This window comes from uncultured Altibacter sp., assembly GCF_963972995.1.
GTDB lineage: Bacteria > Bacteroidota > Bacteroidia > Flavobacteriales > Flavobacteriaceae > Altibacter.
Genome location: NZ_CAXAXI010000006.1, coordinates 101152 through 122444 on the forward strand (window position 1 = coordinate 101152; position 21293 = coordinate 122444).

Here is a 21293-nt window from a genome sequence, read left to right on the forward strand (position 1 = left end):
TAAAAAGTTATATTTTTACTGAAAATTATTCTAGATGAAGTATGTATACGGATTGGCACTTTTGGGGTGTCTCATTTTTTGGAGTTCTTGCCGAAATGATTTTGAAAGTGTTCCAAGTACCGGAAATTTGGAGTTTTCAAAGGACACGGTCTACCTCGATACCGTTTTTACCAATATAGGTTCCAGCACGTATAATTTAAAGGTATACAACCGAAGCGATGAGGATATCAACATCCCATCGGTACGCTTAGGCACCGGTGAGTCCTCCTACTATCGCCTCAATGTAGATGGTGTGCCCGGTAAAATATTTGAGAACGTTCAGATAATGGCCAAGGATAGTATTTTCATTTTTATAGAGACTACAGCCGACATCACTAATTTTCCTGCCGACGAGAGTCGTTTTTTATATACCGACCAGATCCTGTTTGACAGCGGTGCAAACCAACAGCAAGTCGAGCTCGTAACCTTAGTGCAGGATGCTGTTTTCCTCTTTCCCGAGGATCTTGGGAACGGCATGTTTGAAACATTAAATCTAGGAAAAGACGATGATGGCGAACCTATTTTAATAGAAGGCTTCTTTCTGGACGACACCGAACTGACCTTCACCAACGAGAAACCTTATGTGATATACGGATTTGCCGCTGTGGGTGCCGGTAAAACTTTGACAGTAGAACCCGGAGCCCGTGTTCACTTTCATGCCGATAGCGGCATCTTGGTTGCCAATACCGGCTCGATCAAGGCGAATGGACTGCCCAGCAGCGATCCGGAGTTATTGGAGAATGAGATCATTTTCGAAGGTGATCGACTGGAACCCGACTTTTCGGATATTCCCGGTCAATGGCTGACCATCTGGTTGACAGCAGGAAGTACCAATAACGAATTTAGTTACACCACTATTAAGAATAGTGCAGTTGGGATCCTTATGGATGCCAACGACGGTGACGAGACACTTACCTTAAAGAATGTGCAGATCTACAACTCGGCCAACATAGGTCTTTTGGCTCGAACAGGGAACGTATATGGGGAGAATATGGTGATCAATAACGCAGGACAATCGGCTTTGGCATGTTCCATTGGAGGCACGTATACCTTTAATCATTGTACGTTTGCAAACTATTGGACCGGAAGTTTCCGCTCCTTCCCTGCCGTTACGTTAGATAACATTTTGAACGAAACGTCCGGAATAGACCTCAACGCGTCATTCAACAACTGTATCGTTTACGGGAATGAGCAACGAGAGCTGGGTCTGGTACCTTCCAATTCAAGTGCGCAGTTCAATTTTAATTTTACCAATAGCTTGATTCGTTTTGAAGATCCCAACGGTGATTTTAGTGACGATCCCAACTATCAGTTTGAGAACAATGCCCTGTACACCAATAGCGTACTGAACGTAGATCCTGCCTTTCAGGATACGGAAATGAACAACTTCAACATAGAGAAAGATGTCTCTGGCGCAGAGAATATAGGGATCACCCCAACAGTACCTCCGGTTCCTGTTGATCTCAACGGAACGGTGCGGGCGAATCCTTCAGATGCCGGTGCGTACGAAAGCATTGTGTTTCCCGACGACGGAAATTAACTAGGTTAAAACAGGACAAGACATAAAAAAAACCCATCGCTCGAGCGATGGGTTTTGTGTTTCAAAAGTGAAAGAAAATTATATTATAGTACTCTTACGTTTACTGCGTTTAATCCTTTTTTACCTTCTTTAAGTTCAAATTCCACTCTGTCATCTTCACGGATCTCATCGATCAAACCTGAAATGTGTACAAAATGTTCTTTGTTTGTGTCATCTTCAGTGATAAAACCAAATCCTTTGGAATCGTTGAAGAATTTTACTGTGCCTGTTTGCATTATAATAGTATTAAATTAAGCGGCAAAGGTATACTTATTTCTTTCTCCACACTATTTTTTTGCAATTATATTTTCTGAAGGCTGCAAATCTTTGGAAAAAAGAAGTAGTTCTTCCCCATCACTTTTTAGTTTGGTCTCTCCTATATTTCTGAAGGCTAATTTCTCAAGTAAATGAATCGACCGTTGATTCTCATGCAATGTGATCGCGTATAGCTTTGGAAGTTCTAAGATTTCTGAAGCATATTTCACAACCGCTTGTGCAGCTTCAAAGGCATAGCCTTTTCCGAAGTAATCGGGCAAGAATGCAAAACCTAGGTCGGGATACGAGAGTGTATCTCGTTTATAAAGTCCGCAATTGCCAATGGGAGTGCTGTGTTCCTTCAGCATAACTACATAAGCTCCAAATCCATGTTGTTTGTAACTCCCCAAGTAATGGGTCTTCAAATACGATTCGGCATCTAACAGTGAATTGATATTCCTGTTCCCTATATACTGCAGCCATCCTTCACTGTTCATTAAGGAATACAGAAACGGTGCATCCTGCTTTGTGAATTCACGCATAGACAACCGCTGCGTGGAAAATGCTTCCATTAGTATTGCTTGAACAGCGGCAATCCGGCCATCATTTCGTGTACCTGAGCTGCGATAGCTTCCAACATCCCCTCGTCTTCATGGTTCAAGATCACGTTATCCATAAGTTCGACGATCTGTTGCATATCGGTCTCCACCAGACCACGTGTGGTCACAGCCGCGGTTCCTACCCGAATCCCGCTGGTTACAAAAGGCGATTTATTGTCAAACGGGACCATATTCTTATTTACGGTAATATCGGCTTTTCCTAAAGCTTCTTCAGCTTGCTTACCACTAATATTCTTATTACGAAGATCGATCAACATCATGTGATTGTCAGTACCGCCGGAGATCACGTGATATCCTTTATCGATAAATGCTTCGGCCATAACGGCGGCATTTTTCTTCACTTGTACCATATAATGAAGGAAGTCGTCGGTTAGTGCTTCGCCAAATGCGATGGCCTTTGCGGCGATAATATGTTCTAAGGGTCCGCCTTGGTTCCCGGGAAAGATCCCGCTGTCAAGAAGCGAAGACATTTTGCGCAAACTACCATTCTTTAATGTGATCCCAAAAGGATTGTCAAAGTCTTTACCCATTAAGATCATTCCGCCTCTTGGCCCTCGTAAGGTCTTATGAGTGGTGGTGGTAACCACATGACAATGGGGAATGGGATCTGCAATGATACCTTTAGCAATAAGTCCGGCAGGATGGGCAATATCTGCCAATAAAATAGCGCCCACTTTGTCGGCGATCTCACGAAACCGTTTATAGTCTATCTCACGCGAGTAGGCTGAGGCTCCTGCAATGATCATTTTAGGTTTTTCCTTTATGGCAATAGCTTCAATAGTATCGTAGTTGAGCATCCCTGTTGCTTCTTCTACTCCGTAAAATACAGGGTTGTATAAACGACCGGAAAAGTTTACGGGCGATCCATGCGTAAGGTGGCCGCCATGCGAAAGATCGAAACCCAAGAATGTATCCCCGGGCTGCAAACAAGCTGCAAAGACCGCAGTGTTCGCTTGCGAGCCTGAATGTGGCTGAACGTTGGCATACTCGGCCCCAAAAAGGGTTTTTGCGCGATCGATCGCGATCTGCTCTACCTCATCCACCACTTCACAACCGCCGTAATAGCGCTTCCCGGGATAGCCTTCGGCATATTTATTCGTTAGTACAGAACCGGCAGCTTCCAATACTTGATCACTTACAAAATTTTCGGAAGCAATGAGTTCTAAACCATTCAGTTGTCGTTGTTTCTCCGCTTCAATAAGTTCAAAAATCTGTTCGTCGCGTTGCATAGTTTTTCTGAAAAAGTTAATAAAAACCAAAAATAGTAAAAGCTTGCCGTTAGTTCTGAAGAAATTATATATTTGATTAACATTTTACAAACAACAAAAAAACCGCTATGCCTTTAACTGCCAACGACCCAAAAAGAAAAACGTGGCTGGATACGCCTACAGATACCGACTTCCCCATTCAAAATATACCTTTTGGTGTGTTTTTAACACGTGACGATATCATTACTATTGGAACACGCATTGGTGATTATGCCATCGATCTGGGCGCACTGCATCAATTAGGATATTTTAAAGGGATCGACCTTACCGATGATATATTTTTGCAAGACAGCCTTAATGATTTTATCGCGGATGGTAGAAAGACTTGGCGGTTGGTACGCAACAGGATCTCCGATATTTTCTTAGAAGGAAATAACAGTCTTCGCGACAATGAAGAACACCGCAACAAGGTCTTATTCACCATGGACGAGATCGAGATGCAATTACCGGTGGATGTGGGTGATTACACCGACTTCTATGCGAGTAAGGAACATGCCTTTAATGTTGGCTCGCTCTTTCGCGACCCTGAAAATGCGCTTTTACCCAATTGGCTTCACATACCTATTGGCTATCACGGTAGAAGTTCTTCCATCATCCCTTCGGGGACTCCTATTCGACGGCCTGTAGGACAGACAAAGCCCGGGGATTATGCGATCCCTGGTTTTGGACCTACCAAACTATTGGATTTTGAGCTGGAGATGGCCTTTATCACTACAGACAGTAATGATCTTGGAAAGCGCGTTTCCATAAATGATGCCGAAAATTATATCTTCGGCTTAGTACTGTTTAACGACTGGAGTGCACGAGATATTCAAGCATGGGAATATGTTCCTCTGGGACCTTTCTTAGGAAAGAGTTTCGCTTCAACTATTTCCCCTTGGATCGTCACCCTGGATGCTCTAGAATCGTTTCGCGTTGAAGGACCTACACAAAATCCGGAACCACTACCCTATTTAAAGCAAGGAAAAAAGAAGAATTTTGATATTAAACTTCAGGCGTCTATCTTGCCGGAAGGCGGCGAGGAAACCGTAGTGGCCAATTCCAACTTCAAATACATGTACTGGTCCATGGCGCAGCAACTTACCCATCACACAGTCAACGGGTGCAACGTTCGTAGCGGGGATATGATGGGGAGCGGTACGATTTCGGGACCTACTAAAGAATCGTATGGATCCATGTTAGAGCTTACGTGGCGAGGTAAAAATCCTATCACGCTCAAAGACGGCACCCAACGGAAATTCATAAATGATAACGACACGGTTATTTTAAGAGGGTTTTGTCAAAATGAAAAAGTGCGAATTGGTTTTGGAGAATGCAGCGGTAAAGTCTTGCCCGCACTGCCTTTTTAAATTTGGCACCACAATTGTATTCTATTCATCATAACCAATACGTTTCGTTATGAGATCAACTATTACCTTATGTTGCTTGGCACTATTGCTCGCGAGTTGTAATAGTGTAAAACGCAATCAGAAATTCGTCGCGCAGGGAAACTATGACCAAGCGATCGAACTCGCTGTAAAGAAATTGCAGAAGAACAGAGATTCTGATAAGAGCGATGCACATATCGTGTTGCTCGAAGAGGCTTTTGTCAAGGCAGTGGATGATGATACCCGTCGCATTGCTTTTCTGAAAAAAGAAAACAATCCGGCGGCATCACGTGAGATCTATCACCTATATAGAGATTTGGAGTTTCGTCAAAACCTTATACGACCTTTATTACCTTTATACAGTGATGTTCTTGGTAGAAATGCTAAATTCAAATTGGTAGATTATTCCGTAGAATTGATCGCTGCAAAGCAGGCTTATATTGCCTATCTCTACACCGAAGCAGACGCGTATATGGATCGACAGCAAATTGCCGATTACAGAACTGCGTACCACATTTATTGTGAGATTGACGAATTACAGCCCAATTATAAGGATGTGAAACGTCTCAAAGAAGAGGCACATTATTACGGAACAGATTTCGTTTTTGTTTCTTTGAATAACCGAAGCGGACAGATCATTCCGCACCAATTGGAAAGGGAACTCTTAGATTTCAATACCTACGGCCTGGACGATTTTTGGACCGAATACCACAATGAGCGTCAACAGAACATTCAATACAACTTAGGGATCGTTCTCAATTTAAGGGACATCGCAATTGCTCCCGAGCGTATTTTTGAAAAAGAGGTCATTAGAAAGAAACGCATACAGGATGGATGGGAGTATCGTTTAGACCGAAATGGAGCTATTGTAAAAGACAGCTTAGGCAATCCTATAAAGATCGACAAGTTCACAAATGTAGAGGCACGACTTTTTATCACCGAACAGTCCAAATCGGTGTTGGTAGCCGGGAATGTCGTGTATCGTGATCTCATAGCGAGACGTGACCTCAACGACTTTCCGTTGTCGAGTGAGTTTATCTTTGAAAATATTTTCGCAACCTACCAAGGAGATAAAAGGGCTTTGGAAGATGAAGACTGGAACTTAATCAACAATCGCTATGTACCCTTTCCAAGCAATTCGCAAATGGTGCTCGATGCGGGAGAAGACATAAAGCTTCGCCTTCGGGAGATCTTAAAGAATAATTCCATACGATAAAAAGAATCCCGCAATTGGCGGGATTCTTTTTAAATATATTCTTTTAAATGAGCTGCGCTAATACTGTGGTGTGAATCGTGATGTACCACGTTCCCATTCTTAATTACCAAGACCTGCGGACTTTGGTGTGTCACGCCAAACCTTGAAGCCACTTCGTTGGAAATATTACGATGTTGCAAGAGATCTAAGAAATAAAGTTTGATCTCCGCTTCGGTTAGGTCGTAAGCACTTTCAAATTGGCGTAACACCATAGCACTTATACCACATCGTGTTGAGTGTTTAAAGATAACAATCGGTTTTTCTTTCGATTCTTCTTCAAGTGTATCCAACTGATCAACATCGGTGAGTCGGTGCCATGGCACCTCTACAATCTCTTCCTTAACAATATCCCGTTGTGACTTAAATCTATCAAATATTCCCATGATTGAAATTTTATATAAAGGTACACATTCTACACCCTTTTTTTTCTGAAGGAATTCACAAAAATCACAAAACTGATTGTCAAAATGTCGTGCAAAACAAGCTATAAATCGGTCATTTTGTCGTAAATTAATTATGGCGTATCTTTTGAAATACCCCCTTAAGAAAACATAGAAAACCATGAATTTTAACAACTTTACTATAAAAAGTCAGGAAGCGATACAGCAGGCACAAGTGCTTGCGCAAAGCTTCGGACATCAACAAATTGAAAATGACCATATTCTAAAGGCCATTTTTGAAGTGGACGAGAACGTAACGCCCTTCATTCTGAAAAAACTGAATGTGAATATTGGGATGATCCAACAAATCCTCGATAAACAACTTCAAAGTTTTCCGAAGGTATCGGGCGGAGATATCATGTTATCCCGTGAAGCGTCAAAGACGGTCAACGAAGCCGGTATTATTGCAAAAAAGATGAACGATGAATATGTTTCTATCGAACATCTATTGTTGGCGATTCTTGACTCAAGCAGTTCCATTGCGCAGTCCTTAAAGGATCAAGGTGTGACCACGAAGGGCATGAAAGCAGCAATTTCCGAATTACGCAAAGGTGATTCGGTTACCTCACAAAGCGCCGAGGACACCTACAATTCATTAAACAAGTACGCAAAAAATCTAAATCAGCTAGCCCGTGATGGTAAGCTAGATCCGGTTATTGGAAGGGATGAGGAGATTCGTCGAATCCTTCAAATACTTTCAAGACGTACCAAGAACAACCCAATGCTCGTGGGAGAACCGGGCACCGGAAAAACAGCCATAGCCGAAGGTCTTGCCCATCGTATTGTGGACGGTGATGTGCCTGAAAACCTTAAAAGCAAGGAAGTATATTCCTTAGACATGGGAGCACTAATCGCCGGAGCCAAATATAAAGGTGAGTTTGAGGAACGTTTAAAGGCCGTCATCAAAGAAGTTACCTCCAGTGATGGCGATATCGTACTCTTTATTGATGAAATACACACCCTGGTAGGAGCAGGTGGCGGGCAGGGTGCCATGGATGCTGCCAATATTCTAAAACCGGCATTGGCCCGGGGAGAGCTTCGTGCTATTGGTGCCACGACCTTGGATGAGTATCAAAAGTATTTTGAGAAGGATAAAGCGCTGGAACGCCGTTTCCAAAAGGTCATGGTTGATGAACCGGATATCGAAAGTGCTATTTCCATCCTACGAGGGATCAAAGAAAAGTATGAGACCCATCATAAGGTGCGTATCAAGGATGACGCCATCATAGCCGCCGTGGAGCTCTCACAACGGTATATTACAAACCGATTCCTCCCGGATAAGGCGATTGATCTAATGGACGAAGCGGCTTCAAAGATGCGAATGGAGATCAACAGTAAACCGGAAGAATTGGATGTGTTGGACCGAAAGATCATGCAATTAGAGATCGAATTGGAAGCCATAAAGCGCGAAAAAGATGCCGCCAAACTGAAATCGCTTCAGGCAGATCTTGCCAACCTCAAGGAAGAGCGTAACGAACTGAATGCAAAGTGGAAAAGTGAAAAGGAAGTTGTAGACAACGTTCAGAAGGTAAAAACCAGTATAGAAGAATACAAGCTGGAAGCCGAAAAGGCAGAACGTGAAGGCGACTTCGGAAAAGTGGCCGAATTGCGCTATGGCAAGATTAAGGAAGCCCAAGAAGCACTAAGCAAACTTGAGATACAGCTTGCCGAGAATCAAGAGGGCAACTCTCTTATAAAAGAAGAAGTAACCCACGAGGATATTGCCGAAGTGGTTGCGAAATGGACCGGAATTCCGGTTACCAAGATGCTCCAAAGCGATCGTGAAAAGCTATTAAAGCTGGAAGATCACCTTCACAAACGTGTGGTGGGTCAAAACGAAGCCATTGTCGCTGTGAGTGATGCGATACGCCGAAGCCGTGCAGGACTGCAAGATGCAAAACGACCTATTGGATCTTTCTTGTTTCTGGGAACCACAGGGGTTGGTAAGACCGAATTGGCCAAAGCGTTGGCAGAATATCTGTTCGATGATGAAAATGCCATGACACGAATCGACATGAGCGAGTACCAGGAACGACATAGTGTGAGCAGGCTGGTAGGGGCGCCTCCGGGATATGTAGGCTATGATGAGGGAGGACAACTTACCGAAGCCGTTAGAAGAAAACCGTACTCGGTGGTATTGCTGGATGAGATCGAGAAAGCGCACCCCGACACGTTCAATATTCTGTTGCAAGTCTTGGATGAAGGCCGACTTACCGATAACAAGGGGCGCGTAGCCGACTTCAAGAACACCATCATCGTGATGACAAGCAACATGGGCAGCACTATTATTCAGGAGAAGTTCGATACCGTGAAGGATCCCGATACTGCGATGGAAGCTGCGAAAGTAGAAGTACTGGGATTGCTGAAACAAACTGTGCGTCCGGAATTTCTTAACAGGATCGATGATAGCGTCATGTTTACACCGCTTACAAAAGCGGATATCCACAAAATCGTGGGACTGCAACTAAAAGGAGTTTCTAAAATGCTGGCAAAACAGAACATCACATTGGATGCAACCGAAGAGGCGGTCCAATACCTTGCCGAACGAGGATTCGACCCTCAGTATGGAGCGCGCCCTGTAAAGCGGGTGATCCAAAAAGAAGTGCTAAATGGGCTTTCCAAGGAGATCCTATCAGGAAAAGTAACCACAGACAGCATCATTTTACTGGACAGCTTCAATAACGAGCTTGTGTTCAGAAACCAAAGTGATCTGGTGAACAATAAAGGTTAGCGTTCCTTAAAAACGCATTCATAATTTGGTTGGTTAGTCAAGAGCCACCTGTCGAGTGATCGCAGGTGGTTTCTTTTTTTCTGAAAGTTTAAAGACATACAGCACATAAAAAAACCGGAAGTTGCCTCCCGGTAGTATCAATGAAGTGGTTATTGGTTATTTTTTCAATACAGAAAAGGTCTTGGAGCCTTCCTGGGTTGTGATCCTCATAAAATAGGAACCTGCTGCTACATGAGAGAGATCCAAGAGCACGGAGGTACTATCATATTCTTTTGAAACGATCGATTGTCCCAAAGCATTAAATAAGGTCACCGAACGGATGGTTTGTGAATGTTCAATATTAAGTTGGTCTGTTACCGGATTGGGGTAATAACGAATTCCTGCCAAAGCAGCTTCGTCAACTCCTAATAACAATTCTACTGTGATCGCCAAAAGATCGCCTTCACATCCGTCCACCGTTTGACTTACATAATAGGTAGTCCCGTCTACCAACGGAGTGGTATCCGGGATCATTGTCATTCCCGCTGCATCTGCATACCAAGTCAAATTCTCCCCGGTCACATCCAGATCTGCCAAAGTCTCACCAGCGCTGAACGTTTGTGTAGAGGCCCCCGTGGGTGCCGCCGGTGCGGGAGTAACCATAACAGCTTCTTCTACGCGGTCTGAAGCACATACAAGTCCCGGTGTAACGGTCCAATTATAAAAGAAATAGTATAAGGTAGCGTTGGTATCATTGTCATTAATTGTTCCTCCGGTAATTGTACCAACGGTTCCAATAGGATACGGGAAGCCCGGGTGACCACTGGAAAATTCACGTACCATGACCGGACTGCTCTCTGCCACCAGATTAAAATCTGTACCCATCGGGACATAAAAATCCAAGTTCAATGTGAATTGTACCGGGGTTGAAGAGTTTCCAGCCGGAGCTGCTATGGTAGCTGTTTCCAGAATGTTCAATCCGCTGTCCTTTAACTGCATCACAACATCACCCGGTGTGGAAGAAGCAAGATACACATCTACCGAGTTGATGGTAAAATCTTGTGTAGCGTCAAATGCCAAACCCCAAGGACTAGTTACCGGTACTACTGCTGAAGAAGAGGTGTTGGTAGGTGCTACGCGTCCGCCTCCGGTTTGGGGCGTCCCGCCTCCACCATTGTTGATGGATTCTGCCCAAAAAGAAGTGCTGGAAGATAACGGTGGTGTAACAAAAGGCGAACCGGAGCCCACCAGATTGCCCCCGGTGGCTGCATCGTACCAGTTCACACTGTCCCCGTTATGTGTGGCTGTAAGCGTTGCCGTTTCACCTTCACAAATAGTCCCCGGACCGTCGGTAGCGGTAATCACAGGATCTACACACCCTTGCCGCTCTTGTGCAAAGAGGATACCACTGCTTAATAATGTTACTGTAAGAACAGCCAACATATCAAATCGTACTCTATTGTATTTTTTTTTCATAATTAAATCGTTTGATTATTTGGAAGTAAGATAAAGAATTGTTTGGAAAAAAAATATCTCATTATTGAAAATTGGTATCATTTTTAACGAGTTTGCTTACTTTCGCAGCTATGAGCTACGTTGCCAAATTTTTATGCCTAAGTCTTGTATGTCTGCTTTGGACAGGCTGTAAAGACGTGCCTCAGCCTGTAGCTGACAGTCGTGTGAATGATTACGCTCTGTACGATGCTTCCGGGGATCTTCATAGGTTCTCCTACTATAATGATCATAAAGCGATCGTACTTTGGGTGCAAGGAAACGGATGCCCCATTGTTAGAAACGCCTTAACAGACTACCACGAGATCGCTTCAGAATATTCACAAAAGGGCTTTGTTTTCTTTATGCTGAACAGCAATCCGCAAGACGACCGTTTGGAAATTCAGCAAGAAGCCTCGCAATTCAATTTTGAGGTGCCTGTGCTAAAAGACTCCGCACAACTGCTCGCAGATGCGTTGGACATTACATTAACAGCCGAAGCGCTAGTACTTCACCCCACCACCCGGGAGATCCTATACCGTGGTCCCATTAATAACCGATTGGACTATGAGGTTCAAAAAGAGGAAGCGTCAAGTCATTTTCTGAAAAAAGCCTTGGATCACATCCTGAAGGGTAAAAAGCCTACACAGAAGAAGGACATGACCCGTGGATGTACCGTAACGCGGCTGTCCAAAATTCAAGATGAATCACAACTTTCGTATACCAAAGACATTGCGCCAATTTTGAAAGAACGATGTGCGGTATGCCATATTGAAGGAGGCATCGCACCGTGGCAGATGACAGATTACCAAACGATACAGGGGTGGTCCCAAATGATTAAACAAGTGATCCTTAGTAAACGCATGCCTCCTTGGAAAGCCGATCCCCACATTGGTGTCTTTGAGAATTCTTTGGCCTTGTCCGACTCCAACGCAAGAAAAATAGTAGCCTGGATTGACAACGGTCTTGAATATGGTGAAGGCGAAGATCCACTACAAGCGCTCCCGCCGATCACCAAAGAATGGAAGCGAGGTATTCCCGATGAAATTATAGACTTAAAGACCGAAAGACTACCCGCGACCGGAGTCCTTGACTACAGATACCAGACCATACCCTTAAATAACGCTGAAGTGAAATGGCTTAGAGGTATTGAGATCCAACCGGGTAACAACAAAGTGGTACATCACGTGGTAGTCACCAACACCGAACGCAACAAGAAAAGCCTTATCACCAATCGCAAACAACGGCCTTGGACCGATAATTACATAGCGATTAGCAGTCAGGGAGCGCAGGCCACCTTTTTTCCGGAAGGTACCGGGGTCATGCTTCCGGAACAGACCGAACTTACGTTACAGATTCATTATACGACAACAGGAAAGCCGGAAGAGGATACGATGCGGATTGGATTATATTATCACGATACCCCTCCAAAAAAGGAATTCTACGCCCTATCTCCTTCCAAGAACAATTTTAGCATTCCACCCTACGCCCAACATGTGCCCCTGCGTGTAGAAGACTCTATCCACCGTGATATCAACATCTATTATGTCGCGCCCCATATGCATTATAGGGGAAAGCGTATACAATTTGGTGTCACCTTCCCGGACGGAAGCAAGGAGACCGTTATTTCCATATCCGATTATAACTTCAATTGGCAGCGTATGTATCGCTTGGAACAGCCGTTTTTTGTACCAAAGGGATCTACGATATGGGTAGAAGGTATTTATGACAATAGTTTCCAAAACCCCTTCAATCCGGATCCTTCCAAGGAGATCGGTTTTGGGTTGCAAAGTACCGACGAAATGCTTATCGGATTCTTCAATTATACGATAGAAGATTGACTTTTAGGACATTGGAGGTCATTTCAGAAAAAAATATTTTCAGAAATACTGTAACAAAAACACCTATATGTTCGTCTTCTTAGTATAACAATCAAAAAACCAACCGCATGAAAACTTACGAGAATCCTTCGAACGAAAATACGGCAAGACCCAACTACATTCTGGGCATCTACATTGCCGTTATTACATTGGTCACTGTTGCCTATTCGGTCACTACCATTGTAAGCAACCTATAAAAAAACCCGCTCATAGAGCGGGTTTGGTTTGTTATAACGTTTCGTTTAAAAAAGGATTACCAACTGGAAACCTCTTTTTTGATCTCTTCTTTGGCTTTTCCGGTCTTTTCTTGAATTCTTCCAACCAGTTCGTCAAATTTTCCTTCTGAATAGGTAGCGTCGTCATCTACGGCAATACCGTATTGTTGTTTCGCTTTTCCTTTGATTTGATTCCAGTTTCCTTTTAATTGCTCTGAGTTCATAGCTATGTTGTTTTAAAGTTAATATGAGTATAAAGATACCCAGAGGCGTCGGCTTTCTGTAATAAGGAAGTCATAAATAGGCTGCCGGAATTGTTATAGTTTTACAAAAGTCTCTTAAATTATGTTACAAACAAAAATCCCGTTTCGGGGCCGGAAACGGGATCTCTTCATCATAGCATAACTTCTTATCTACATGTAAACCTCACATTTAACATAGATGCGTTCTATTTCTATATACGAGACTATTCGTCTCTTGGATGTAAGTTTTGTATCTTTCTTCAGAAAAAAAAGGATTATGCGCACCCACCTACTCGTTATTCTATTGGCTGTCAGCTCTTTATCAGCTTGTCATTCTTCGGAAAAAAAGAAAACACTGCTCCCTGAAACCGAAGCTCCCGAGATGACCACCTATTTTCTTATTCGTCATGCGGAAAAGGATCGAAGTGACCCGGAGAACAGTGACCCCGAACTTACGGAAGCAGGATTGGAGCGGGCCAAGAAATGGGCAACTTTCTTTATTAAGATACCGCTGGACCAAATTTATTCCACTTCCTATAAGCGAACACAACAAACCGTCATGGATCTCGCTGCCGATCATGCTATTACGGTACAAACCTACGATGCCTCTTCACTTTACAGTCAAGATTTTCAACGTCTCACCAAAGCGAAAACGGTTCTCGTTGCCGGCCATAGCAATACCACACCACAATTTGTGAACGCCATCTTGGGAACCCATGAGTTTACCGATATGGACGACACAGACAACAGCAGTTTATATATGGTGACGGTAGTGGGTGATCAAAAGAAGGCATGGGTTTTTACGGTAGAATAAAGCCCTGCGTGTTTGATTAAAATCCGTCGTAATGACGAATAATTATTACTATTTTTGCGGGCTATGGCACTTCAGAAGAATGTAAAGATCAAGAACCGAAAGGCAAAATTCGAATATGAGATCCTCGATACGTATACGGCCGGGATCGTTTTAGGCGGTACCGAAATAAAAGCGATACGGGAAGGAAAAGCGTCTATCGCCGAAAGTTTTTGTGAATTCAATGATCGCAATGAACTTTTCGTGATCAACATGACCGTTCAAGAATACTCACACGCTTCACATTTTAATCACGATCCTAAAAAAGCCCGAAAGCTCCTGTTAAACCGCAACGAACTAAAGAAACTGGAAAAAGAGGTGCGAAATTCGGGGAATACGATTATTCCTCTACTGTTGTTCACGAACGATCGCGGATTGGCAAAACTGCAGATCGCACTGGCGCGCGGTAAAAAACAGTACGACAAACGAGAAACGATGAAAGAACGAGATACCCAACGTGATCTGCGCCGCATAAAGAAGGCATTCAATAACTAGCGCTGCGATTGAGCTCCGTACAACATATCCTATCCATGAACAGACTCCTACTTCTGATCCTCTTACTAACCACCCTATGCATGCAAGGGCAGATTGTTGGAAAGGTCACCGATATACAAGGAGAACCGCTCCCCTTTGTTAACATCTATCTGGAGAACAGCTATAAAGGAACGACAACCAACGACGACGGTAATTACAAACTGGATGTAGGTGTAGGAACGTATCAAATCCGGTTTCAATTTTTAGGGTATACTACACACAGTGAGGAAGTAACGGTAACTGCGGGAAATGTTCGTATCCTCAATATCGTCCTTCAAGAAGAGACAACCAGCCTAAGCGAAGTAGTGATAAGCAAGGGGGAGGACCCCGCCTACCGTATTCTTAGAGAGACCATTGCACGACGAAAAGAGAACCTCGACAAGATCGCTGCATACACAGCCGATTTCTATTCCAGAGGGGTTTGGCGGGTGGACAGCATTCCGGAAAAGATCTTCGGACAAGAAGTAGGCGATTTTGACGGTCAGTTGGACTCTACCCGAACCGGGATCATCTATCTTAGCGAAACCCTTAGTGAGATCGCATACCGCTCCCCGGACGACTTCAAGGAGCGCATTCTGGCCAGCAAAGTGAGTGGTAATGACAATGGTTTCAGTTTTAACAGTGCGCAAGATGCCAATTTTTCCTTTTACGAGAACACCATTGACCTAAACGCCGCCATCGTCTCCCCTATTGCCTCCAATGCCTTCAGTTATTACAACTATATCTTAGATGGCATTTTCTACGAAGGCACTAAGCTCATCAACAAGATTCGGGTCACACCCAAACGACCGAACGACCGTGTTTGGAGTGGTATAATTTATATAGTTGAGGACGACTGGCAGCTGTACGGGGTTGAACTTACTACCACGGGACAAGCCATACAAGTACCGTTTATTTCACAATTGCTTTTTAAACAGAATTTTCAATTTGATACTGCCAACAATTTTTGGGTGAAGCGCTCGCAAACCATTGACTTCGAATTTGGATTTTTCGGGTTTAACGGGGACGGAAAGTTCATCGCCGTATACAGCAATTACGATTTCGAGCCTGCATTCGATAAAAAATCGTTTACTAACGAGGTATTAAGGTTTGAACCGGAGGCTAATAAAAAGGACAGTCTCTTTTGGCGCGGCACCCGACCGGTACCATTGACCGATGAAGAGCTGAACGATTACATCAAAAAGGACAGCATACAAACGCTTCGGAAATCGCAGGTATATCTGGACTCTATCGATGCTAAAAACAATCGCTTTAATCTGCTGGACCCAATTACAGGTTATACATATAAAAATAGCTTCAAACGCTGGGATATTTCTTACGAAGGACCTTTTCCGAAGCTACACTTCAACACCGTACAGGGCTGGAACGGCGGGGTGGGTCTTAGCTATTTCAAGAGTTATGACGAGAATCGCAGCAACTGGATATCGATCTTCAGTAATGCGACCTATGGCTTTGCGGACGACCGTATACGGGTCACCGGCGGGATCGTTCGGAATTTCAACAGAACGAGTCGTTTGAACCTTTCGGTGTACGGCGGAAGTGAGGTACGGCAATTCAATGCTTCGGAACCTATCTCTCCCCTTATCAATACGGTGGCTACGCTCTTTTTTGAACGTAATTATATGAAGATCTACGAGCGTACCTTCGCACAATTGGGATACAACCAAGAGCTGTTTAACGGATTGCGTATCGCCACTCGCTTCGGATACGAACAACGGAGCCCGCTGTACAACAACACCGATTATGTCACCATCCCGAATGACGATGTGGTGTACACCTCTAACAATCCGCTGAACCCTTCGGATACCGATAACGCAGCGATCGTGGAACATGAACTGTTCAAGAGTACGATCACGGCAAATATTACCTTCGGACAAAAATACATGAGCTATCCCGACGGCAAGTTCAACTTGGGCAGCGAAAAATATCCTGCCTTGTCCCTCACGTTCGAGAATGCCTTGGCTGCTTCCGAAGCAGGTTATAATTACAGTCAGTTGAGCGCCCAATTGTATCAATCGGTGACGGTGGGTAACAAGGGTGAGTTTGTCTACAGGCTCAAGGGCGGGACCTTCTTCAATGGCGAGGACATCTCCTTCGTGGACTATCAGCATTTCAACGGGAATCAGACACGCGTAGGAACCAGCGGCAACTACACCAACGGGTTCAATCTGCTGCCCTATTACCGTTTGAGCACCAACGAAACTTACTTCGAGGGGCATGTGGAGCACGATTTTAGAGGATGGATCTTGGGAAAGATACCGGGGATCAATGCCCTGAACTTTAATCTGGTGGCCGGGGCTCATCTATTGAGCATTGCCAATACCAAGCCTTATACCGAAGTTTCCTTAGGGATCGATAACTTAGGTATTGGTAAGTACCGTTTGCTGCGTTTGGACTATGTGCGGTCGTATTTTAATGGTGAAAGCCAAGGGGCCTTTATCTTTGGGTTGAAGTTTCTAGGTCTTTTTGATTAATTATGCTGCCTATGCATTCGTTGTTATCGCATTTACAGTAATGCGTTATGCATGTGACATGCGCTCCGTTTTCCTTGAAGGTCGTAGGAATTTGTTTCACAGTAACGTAGGAATATACGTTATAAAATTGTATTGAAAATGGATTCGTGGGGTATAGTGGGGTTATAGTGGGGTTATAGTGGGGTTAAAGTGGGGTCATCATGCAGCTATTAAAGAGTGAAATTTAGGGTCAAAATGGGCCATTTTCGGTCAAACCCGGACAAATTGGTCAATTTCGGTCAAAATCGGACAAATCGGTCATTTTCGGTCATTTTCGGTCATTTTCGGTCAAAACGGTCATTTTCGGTCAAAACGGTCATTTTCCTACAATATTAAAATTGTTTCTTTTTCTATGTTTTTTTTCCATCAATGAAACATTCTCAACTTTCTTTTGCTGGTCCAAAAGAAAGTTGCAAAGAAAAAGACCTTTTATCCCTTTTTATAGGCATTTTGTAATGCTTACGCATTCCAAACCAATGCAAAAACTCGGCGTTCGCTACGCTCTCTGGATTTCCGAGCTTTTTGCATTATATGCTGATAAAAAGGATGTCGTAATAAGTAAGATTTTGGTTTAATAGTGTGATTTGTGGGATGGTTTCTGAGGCCGGTTTTGATGCTAAGCAACTTTTTCCCTTCACCCATTCACCACTTACGCTTCACCCTTCACCCTGCACCACTTACGCTTCACCATTCACTGCTCACTGTTCACTGTTCACTGCTCACTAATAACCCTTCACCATTCATCCTCCTTATTTGTATATTTACGTATGAAATACAAGATACATAAGGAAAAGCGGGTCTATGACGGCCATTTTAAAGTACGTGAAGCCAAACTCACTCATGAGACCTTTGACGGGGGCGAGATCACCGTTACCCGACAGTGTTTTGAGCGCGGGGATTCGGTGGCGGTCCTATTACATGAGACCGATACAGACCGTTTGCTGTTCACCAAGCAGTTTCGATATCCCACACTACCACATACCGATGGCTGGATCGTTGAGATCGTTGCCGGTTCGTTGGAAGCAGGAGATACTCCGGAGGAGCGCGTACGCACCGAAGTACAGGAAGAATTGGGGTATACCGTTGGTTCGTTGGAACACCTGTCTACCTTCTTTGTCTCTCCGGGAGGAAGCAGCGAGCGTATTCTACTCTATTTCGCAGCCGTTACAAGCGCTGCCAAGACGCATTCGGGTGGCGGTGCAGCCAATGAGACAGAAGACATTGCGCTCGTAGCCCGCTCTGTTGCGGAAACCCGCTCTCAATTGAATGCCGGGTCCTTTACGGATGCGAAGACCTTGATCGCCTTGCAGTGGTTCTTTAAAGATCGCTGATATAACAGCGTTTTGGATTCCTTATGGAACCTGACCGCTGCAGGCTGTTACGTGTGAAGCGTCTCTCCGGCTAGCAGTGTGCACTCTAATAATCTATTCTTTTTGTATGTGTAAACCATACGCTTTTCCGATAGCACATTGATATACAAGGATGATTGTGTGTGACATAGCGCTTAATTCCCTATCTTTATAACACATTGAATTAATCTTTGAGGCATGAAAAGAGATGTTAAACCACCAACTTCGTTCTGGGTTGTCGGTTTTTTTGCGCTATTATGGAATGTCATAGAAATTTACATCAGTACCTATGAAATCACATTTCTGCAAGAAAATTTAACCATTGAAGAGTTTAAAGTGATGCAGTCGCTCCCGTACTGGTATATCATTTTATTTCTTGTGGCCATCATTTCTGAAATACTTGGAAGTTTTATGCTTTTAATTCGGAAGAAGCTTGCGACCCTCTTGTACGGATTATCGCTGATTGCTTTGATCATTATTGAATTGTGTTGGATCTTGGTGTTTGATATTAAAAAAACGTCCCTATTCATGTCGTTTGTCCTACCTGTGTTGGTGATTAGTGTGGCGATCTTGCTTTATGTATACAGTAAAAGAGCTGCCAATAAAGGGTGGATCAGGTAAGTAAAATTTTCGTGGCTGCCGGACAGCTCTCTTATTCTTGTGCATTAAAAGCGAAGTCGTTGTCGTCGAAATAATTATTATCTTTATTCTTCTCCTCTTTAAATTTTACTGGCAGTAACACTATCCCGAATAGATTTATGGGATTGGATTATTTTAGTAGGAATATAACGAGTTGTGGGTAATATTAACTGAAAACATCAATTGTATTAATAAAATCTATGATTGAGACTTGGGCTGATTGTGTTATTTGTGATTATTCGCAAAATTACAAAGGCAAGGAAGTATGTAATAAAGTCGATTTTGTAGAACTACCTAAAAAGGGGAAGCCTACATGTGTTCTACCTAATCGCAGCCGCCAGTGGCCCCAAATGTCATACAAGACCGTTGGCAACAAGCTTGACCCATCCTAAATAAAAGCTACATATTTATAAACTATGGATTTACTGAACAAATTATTGGGCATAGACCCAAATTATATTGTGATTGGATTAATTGCCTGCTTCTTTTCTTTGGAGCAAATAATGCAATCCCCATTTAGTTTCAAAAAAAGAATTAATCATCTATTTCAAAATGTGTTGTTTCAAATTATACTCGTGATTCTGAATATCTTTTTTGTTACGTTTCAGGTCTTCTCAATTGAATGGTTAAACGAAAACAATATTGGACTTTTATATCTCATAGAATTACCTGTTTGGGTTAAACTTTGTATTTCAGTTGCATTATATGATGTTACAGCATATTGGATTCATAGAGGTACTCATAAAATCCCTTTACTTTGGAGATTTCACAGAGTGCATCATAGTGATACGACAATGGATTCCTCAACGGTTTTTCGCTTTCATCCCATTGAGTTAATTCTTGTATTTGGGATTGGTAATATAATTACTGCTGCACTATTTGGTACAGATGTATTTTCTATGGCCTTTTATTATTTCATCCTTTATGTATTCTTCTTTTTCGAACACGCAAACCTAAATTACCCAAAATGGTTGAATACTACTTTAGGATTGTTGTTCGTGATGCCTGACCATCATAGAGTTCATCACCAACAAGAACAACTCTATACCGATTCAAATTATGCGGATATATTTATAATTTGGGATCGGCTATTTGGAACTTTCAAAATGATGTCAGTTGAAGATATGAAATATGGATTAGCGGAATTTGACACAGAGAAAAAACAATCATTCCTCTATTTAATTAAAAGCCCGTTTATAAACATTAAAAGAATTCAATCTGACAAGAAAACGGAGTAAAATACCAGCAATTAACAAAATATAACCGCAATTGCGGTAAGATAGTAATCAAATAAAAAAGATTACAGTAAATCGATATACTTAAAACTGATAAAACCCCTAATCTGAAAAATTATAACGACGGTTATACGGTACCGCTGCCCACGATTAAAAAAAACAACATTACATTAACTAAAATCATTTAACTCAATGTATTCTTTATGAAAAAACTTTATTCTATTTTGCTTTTAATTTTTTGTTTTTCATTGAGTCTTGCACAAGCACAGCAAGAAAGTGAAAGCCCAAAATTTGAGATTATTGCTCATGGCGGGATTGGATACGTAAAAGTAAGAACGGAAGTTCAACCTCGCTATAATTTAAACGTAAACAGTGGCGAAATTTTATTAAACTACAAGGCTTGGAAAAAAATTGGAATTGCGTCCGGAATTGGATTTTCGGATGTAAACGGTAACGGTTTCAACCAAACAGGAGTTTTCTATCAAGAGAGAAATTTAATTAAAATACCTGTATTGCTCACTTTAAATCAAGATGTTTCCGAAAAACTATTCCTTTTCGGTAATTTTGGCCCTTATGCTCAAACAATAACCAAAGACCAAATTGAATACGAGAATTTGGGCGAAATCGATGTTTTTGAAGGATGGAATTTTGGTCTTCAACTTGGTCTGGGCTTCGGATATAATATCGTCTCTAATATGGGTGCCGGAATTATTTGCAATGGACAATCCGATTTTTCAGATTTTGAAACTAATGCCGGAAAGACATTTAATGACGAACAAAAACATAAAAATTTGAATTCGATAGGCGTTTTT

At 42.8% G+C, this 21293-nt stretch carries 19 protein-coding genes; 13 read left to right on the top strand and 6 right to left on the bottom strand.

All coding sequences use genetic code 11. The features are described from left to right. Positions 1–34: 34 nt before the first annotated feature. Positions 35–1579 carry a hypothetical protein gene (locus tag AACZ11_RS04155; RefSeq protein WP_290625865.1) on the top strand — a complete coding sequence of 515 codons (1545 nt, stop codon included), beginning with the start codon at positions 35–37 and terminating at the stop codon, positions 1577–1579. An 83-nt stretch (positions 1580–1662) separates the two neighbouring features. Here AACZ11_RS04155 and AACZ11_RS04160 read toward each other — a convergent pair whose 3' ends face one another. Genes AACZ11_RS04160 through glyA form a run of 3 tightly spaced genes read right to left on the bottom strand, consistent with a single transcriptional unit; the run spans position 1663 to position 3722 of the window. After that, on the bottom strand, positions 1663–1854 hold the full coding sequence (locus AACZ11_RS04160) for a cold-shock protein (protein ID WP_034257748.1): 192 nt from the start codon (positions 1852–1854) through the stop codon (positions 1663–1665). Positions 1855–1905: 51 nt separating this feature from the next. Next, positions 1906–2445, bottom strand: a complete 540-nt coding sequence (locus AACZ11_RS04165) for a GNAT family N-acetyltransferase (RefSeq protein WP_290625864.1) — start codon at positions 2443–2445, stop codon at positions 1906–1908. Then, on the bottom strand, positions 2445–3722 hold the full coding sequence (gene glyA / locus AACZ11_RS04170; RefSeq protein ID WP_290625863.1) for a serine hydroxymethyltransferase: 1278 nt from the start codon (positions 3720–3722) through the stop codon (positions 2445–2447). The genes AACZ11_RS04165 and glyA overlap by 1 nt, the downstream gene beginning before the upstream one ends. A 107-nt stretch (positions 3723–3829) precedes the next feature. On the opposite strand from glyA, the gene fahA reads away from it, so the two are divergent. After that, the gene (fahA, locus tag AACZ11_RS04175) at positions 3830–5110 is read left to right on the top strand and encodes a fumarylacetoacetase (RefSeq protein ID WP_290625862.1); all 1281 of its coding nucleotides are present in this window, start codon (positions 3830–3832) and stop codon (positions 5108–5110) included. Between the two features lie 49 nt (positions 5111–5159). Next, complete coding sequence (locus AACZ11_RS04180; protein ID WP_290625861.1) at positions 5160–6344, top strand: hypothetical protein; 1185 nt, start codon at positions 5160–5162, stop codon at positions 6342–6344. Positions 6345–6373: 29 nt separating this feature from the next. Here the strand turns inward: AACZ11_RS04180 and ytxJ are convergent, their stop codons facing one another. Then, positions 6374–6766 (bottom strand): bacillithiol system redox-active protein YtxJ, encoded by a 393-nt coding sequence (ytxJ, locus tag AACZ11_RS04185; protein WP_290625860.1) that lies wholly within the window; start codon positions 6764–6766, stop codon positions 6374–6376. Positions 6767–6944: 178 nt separating this feature from the next. On the opposite strand from ytxJ, the gene clpB reads away from it, so the two are divergent. Then, positions 6945–9554: an ATP-dependent chaperone ClpB gene (clpB, locus tag AACZ11_RS04190; RefSeq protein WP_290625859.1), complete on the top strand. Its 2610-nt coding sequence runs from the start codon at positions 6945–6947 to the stop codon at positions 9552–9554. 156 nt (positions 9555–9710) lie between these two features. On the opposite strand, the gene AACZ11_RS04195 is transcribed toward clpB, so the two are convergent. Further along, positions 9711–11009, bottom strand: coding sequence for a T9SS type A sorting domain-containing protein (locus tag AACZ11_RS04195; RefSeq protein ID WP_290625858.1), 1299 nt, complete (start codon positions 11007–11009; stop codon positions 9711–9713). Positions 11010–11119: 110 nt separating this feature from the next. Between AACZ11_RS04195 and AACZ11_RS04200 the strand changes: the two genes are divergently transcribed. Both AACZ11_RS04200 and AACZ11_RS04205 read left to right on the top strand, forming a co-directional pair. Then, complete coding sequence (locus AACZ11_RS04200; protein WP_290625857.1) at positions 11120–12865, top strand: redoxin domain-containing protein; 1746 nt, start codon at positions 11120–11122, stop codon at positions 12863–12865. 107 nt (positions 12866–12972) lie between these two features. Beyond that, the gene (locus tag AACZ11_RS04205; protein WP_290625856.1) at positions 12973–13101 is read left to right on the top strand and encodes a hypothetical protein; all 129 of its coding nucleotides are present in this window, start codon (positions 12973–12975) and stop codon (positions 13099–13101) included. A gap of 56 nt (positions 13102–13157) precedes the next feature. Here the strand turns inward: AACZ11_RS04205 and AACZ11_RS04210 are convergent, their stop codons facing one another. Beyond that, positions 13158–13343, bottom strand: coding sequence for a CsbD family protein (locus tag AACZ11_RS04210; protein WP_290625855.1), 186 nt, complete (start codon positions 13341–13343; stop codon positions 13158–13160). A 295-nt stretch (positions 13344–13638) separates the two neighbouring features. Here AACZ11_RS04210 and AACZ11_RS04215 point away from each other — a divergent pair, with 295 nt between their 5' ends. The 7 genes from AACZ11_RS04215 to AACZ11_RS04245 form a co-directional block, all read left to right on the top strand. After that, the gene (locus tag AACZ11_RS04215) at positions 13639–14175 is read left to right on the top strand and encodes a phosphoglycerate mutase family protein (protein WP_290625854.1); all 537 of its coding nucleotides are present in this window, start codon (positions 13639–13641) and stop codon (positions 14173–14175) included. Positions 14176–14238: 63 nt separating this feature from the next. After that, positions 14239–14706: an SsrA-binding protein SmpB gene (gene smpB / locus AACZ11_RS04220; RefSeq protein ID WP_290625853.1), complete on the top strand. Its 468-nt coding sequence runs from the start codon at positions 14239–14241 to the stop codon at positions 14704–14706. Positions 14707–14741: 35 nt separating this feature from the next. Next, positions 14742–17219 (top strand): DUF5686 and carboxypeptidase regulatory-like domain-containing protein, encoded by a 2478-nt coding sequence (locus AACZ11_RS04225; RefSeq protein ID WP_290625852.1) that lies wholly within the window; start codon positions 14742–14744, stop codon positions 17217–17219. Positions 17220–18025: 806 nt separating this feature from the next. Next, positions 18026–18589, top strand: coding sequence for an NUDIX hydrolase (locus AACZ11_RS04230; protein WP_290625851.1), 564 nt, complete (start codon positions 18026–18028; stop codon positions 18587–18589). 216 nt (positions 18590–18805) lie between these two features. Beyond that, on the top strand, positions 18806–19228 hold the full coding sequence (locus AACZ11_RS04235) for a hypothetical protein (protein WP_290625850.1): 423 nt from the start codon (positions 18806–18808) through the stop codon (positions 19226–19228). Positions 19229–19662: 434 nt separating this feature from the next. Further along, positions 19663–20484 (top strand): sterol desaturase family protein, encoded by an 822-nt coding sequence (locus tag AACZ11_RS04240; protein WP_290625849.1) that lies wholly within the window; start codon positions 19663–19665, stop codon positions 20482–20484. A 200-nt stretch (positions 20485–20684) separates the two neighbouring features. Then, positions 20685–21293: hypothetical protein (locus AACZ11_RS04245; RefSeq protein ID WP_290625848.1), on the top strand; the 609-nt coding region annotated here is incomplete at its 3' end.

Coding starts and splice junctions, on each gene's coding strand:
- AACZ11_RS04180 (WP_290625861.1), top strand. CDS start 5,160: ATGAGATCAACTATTACCTTATGTTGCTTGGCACTATTGCTCGCGAGT.
- fahA (WP_290625862.1), top strand. CDS start 3,830: ATGCCTTTAACTGCCAACGACCCAAAAAGAAAAACGTGGCTGGATACG.
- AACZ11_RS04215 (WP_290625854.1), top strand. CDS start 13,639: ATGCGCACCCACCTACTCGTTATTCTATTGGCTGTCAGCTCTTTATCA.
- AACZ11_RS04235 (WP_290625850.1), top strand. CDS start 18,806: ATGAAAAGAGATGTTAAACCACCAACTTCGTTCTGGGTTGTCGGTTTT.
- AACZ11_RS04195 (WP_290625858.1), bottom strand. CDS start 11,009: ATGAAAAAAAAATACAATAGAGTACGATTTGATATGTTGGCTGTTCTT.
- ytxJ (WP_290625860.1), bottom strand. CDS start 6,766: ATGGGAATATTTGATAGATTTAAGTCACAACGGGATATTGTTAAGGAA.
- AACZ11_RS04210 (WP_290625855.1), bottom strand. CDS start 13,343: ATGAACTCAGAGCAATTAAAAGGAAACTGGAATCAAATCAAAGGAAAA.
- clpB (WP_290625859.1), top strand. CDS start 6,945: ATGAATTTTAACAACTTTACTATAAAAAGTCAGGAAGCGATACAGCAG.
- AACZ11_RS04225 (WP_290625852.1), top strand. CDS start 14,742: ATGAACAGACTCCTACTTCTGATCCTCTTACTAACCACCCTATGCATG.
- AACZ11_RS04160 (WP_034257748.1), bottom strand. CDS start 1,854: ATGCAAACAGGCACAGTAAAATTCTTCAACGATTCCAAAGGATTTGGT.
- AACZ11_RS04165 (WP_290625864.1), bottom strand. CDS start 2,445: ATGGAAGCATTTTCCACGCAGCGGTTGTCTATGCGTGAATTCACAAAG.
- AACZ11_RS04155 (WP_290625865.1), top strand. CDS start 35: ATGAAGTATGTATACGGATTGGCACTTTTGGGGTGTCTCATTTTTTGG.
- AACZ11_RS04205 (WP_290625856.1), top strand. CDS start 12,973: ATGAAAACTTACGAGAATCCTTCGAACGAAAATACGGCAAGACCCAAC.
- AACZ11_RS04200 (WP_290625857.1), top strand. CDS start 11,120: ATGAGCTACGTTGCCAAATTTTTATGCCTAAGTCTTGTATGTCTGCTT.
- AACZ11_RS04230 (WP_290625851.1), top strand. CDS start 18,026: ATGAAATACAAGATACATAAGGAAAAGCGGGTCTATGACGGCCATTTT.
- AACZ11_RS04240 (WP_290625849.1), top strand. CDS start 19,663: ATGGATTTACTGAACAAATTATTGGGCATAGACCCAAATTATATTGTG.
- smpB (WP_290625853.1), top strand. CDS start 14,239: ATGGCACTTCAGAAGAATGTAAAGATCAAGAACCGAAAGGCAAAATTC.
- glyA (WP_290625863.1), bottom strand. CDS start 3,722: ATGCAACGCGACGAACAGATTTTTGAACTTATTGAAGCGGAGAAACAA.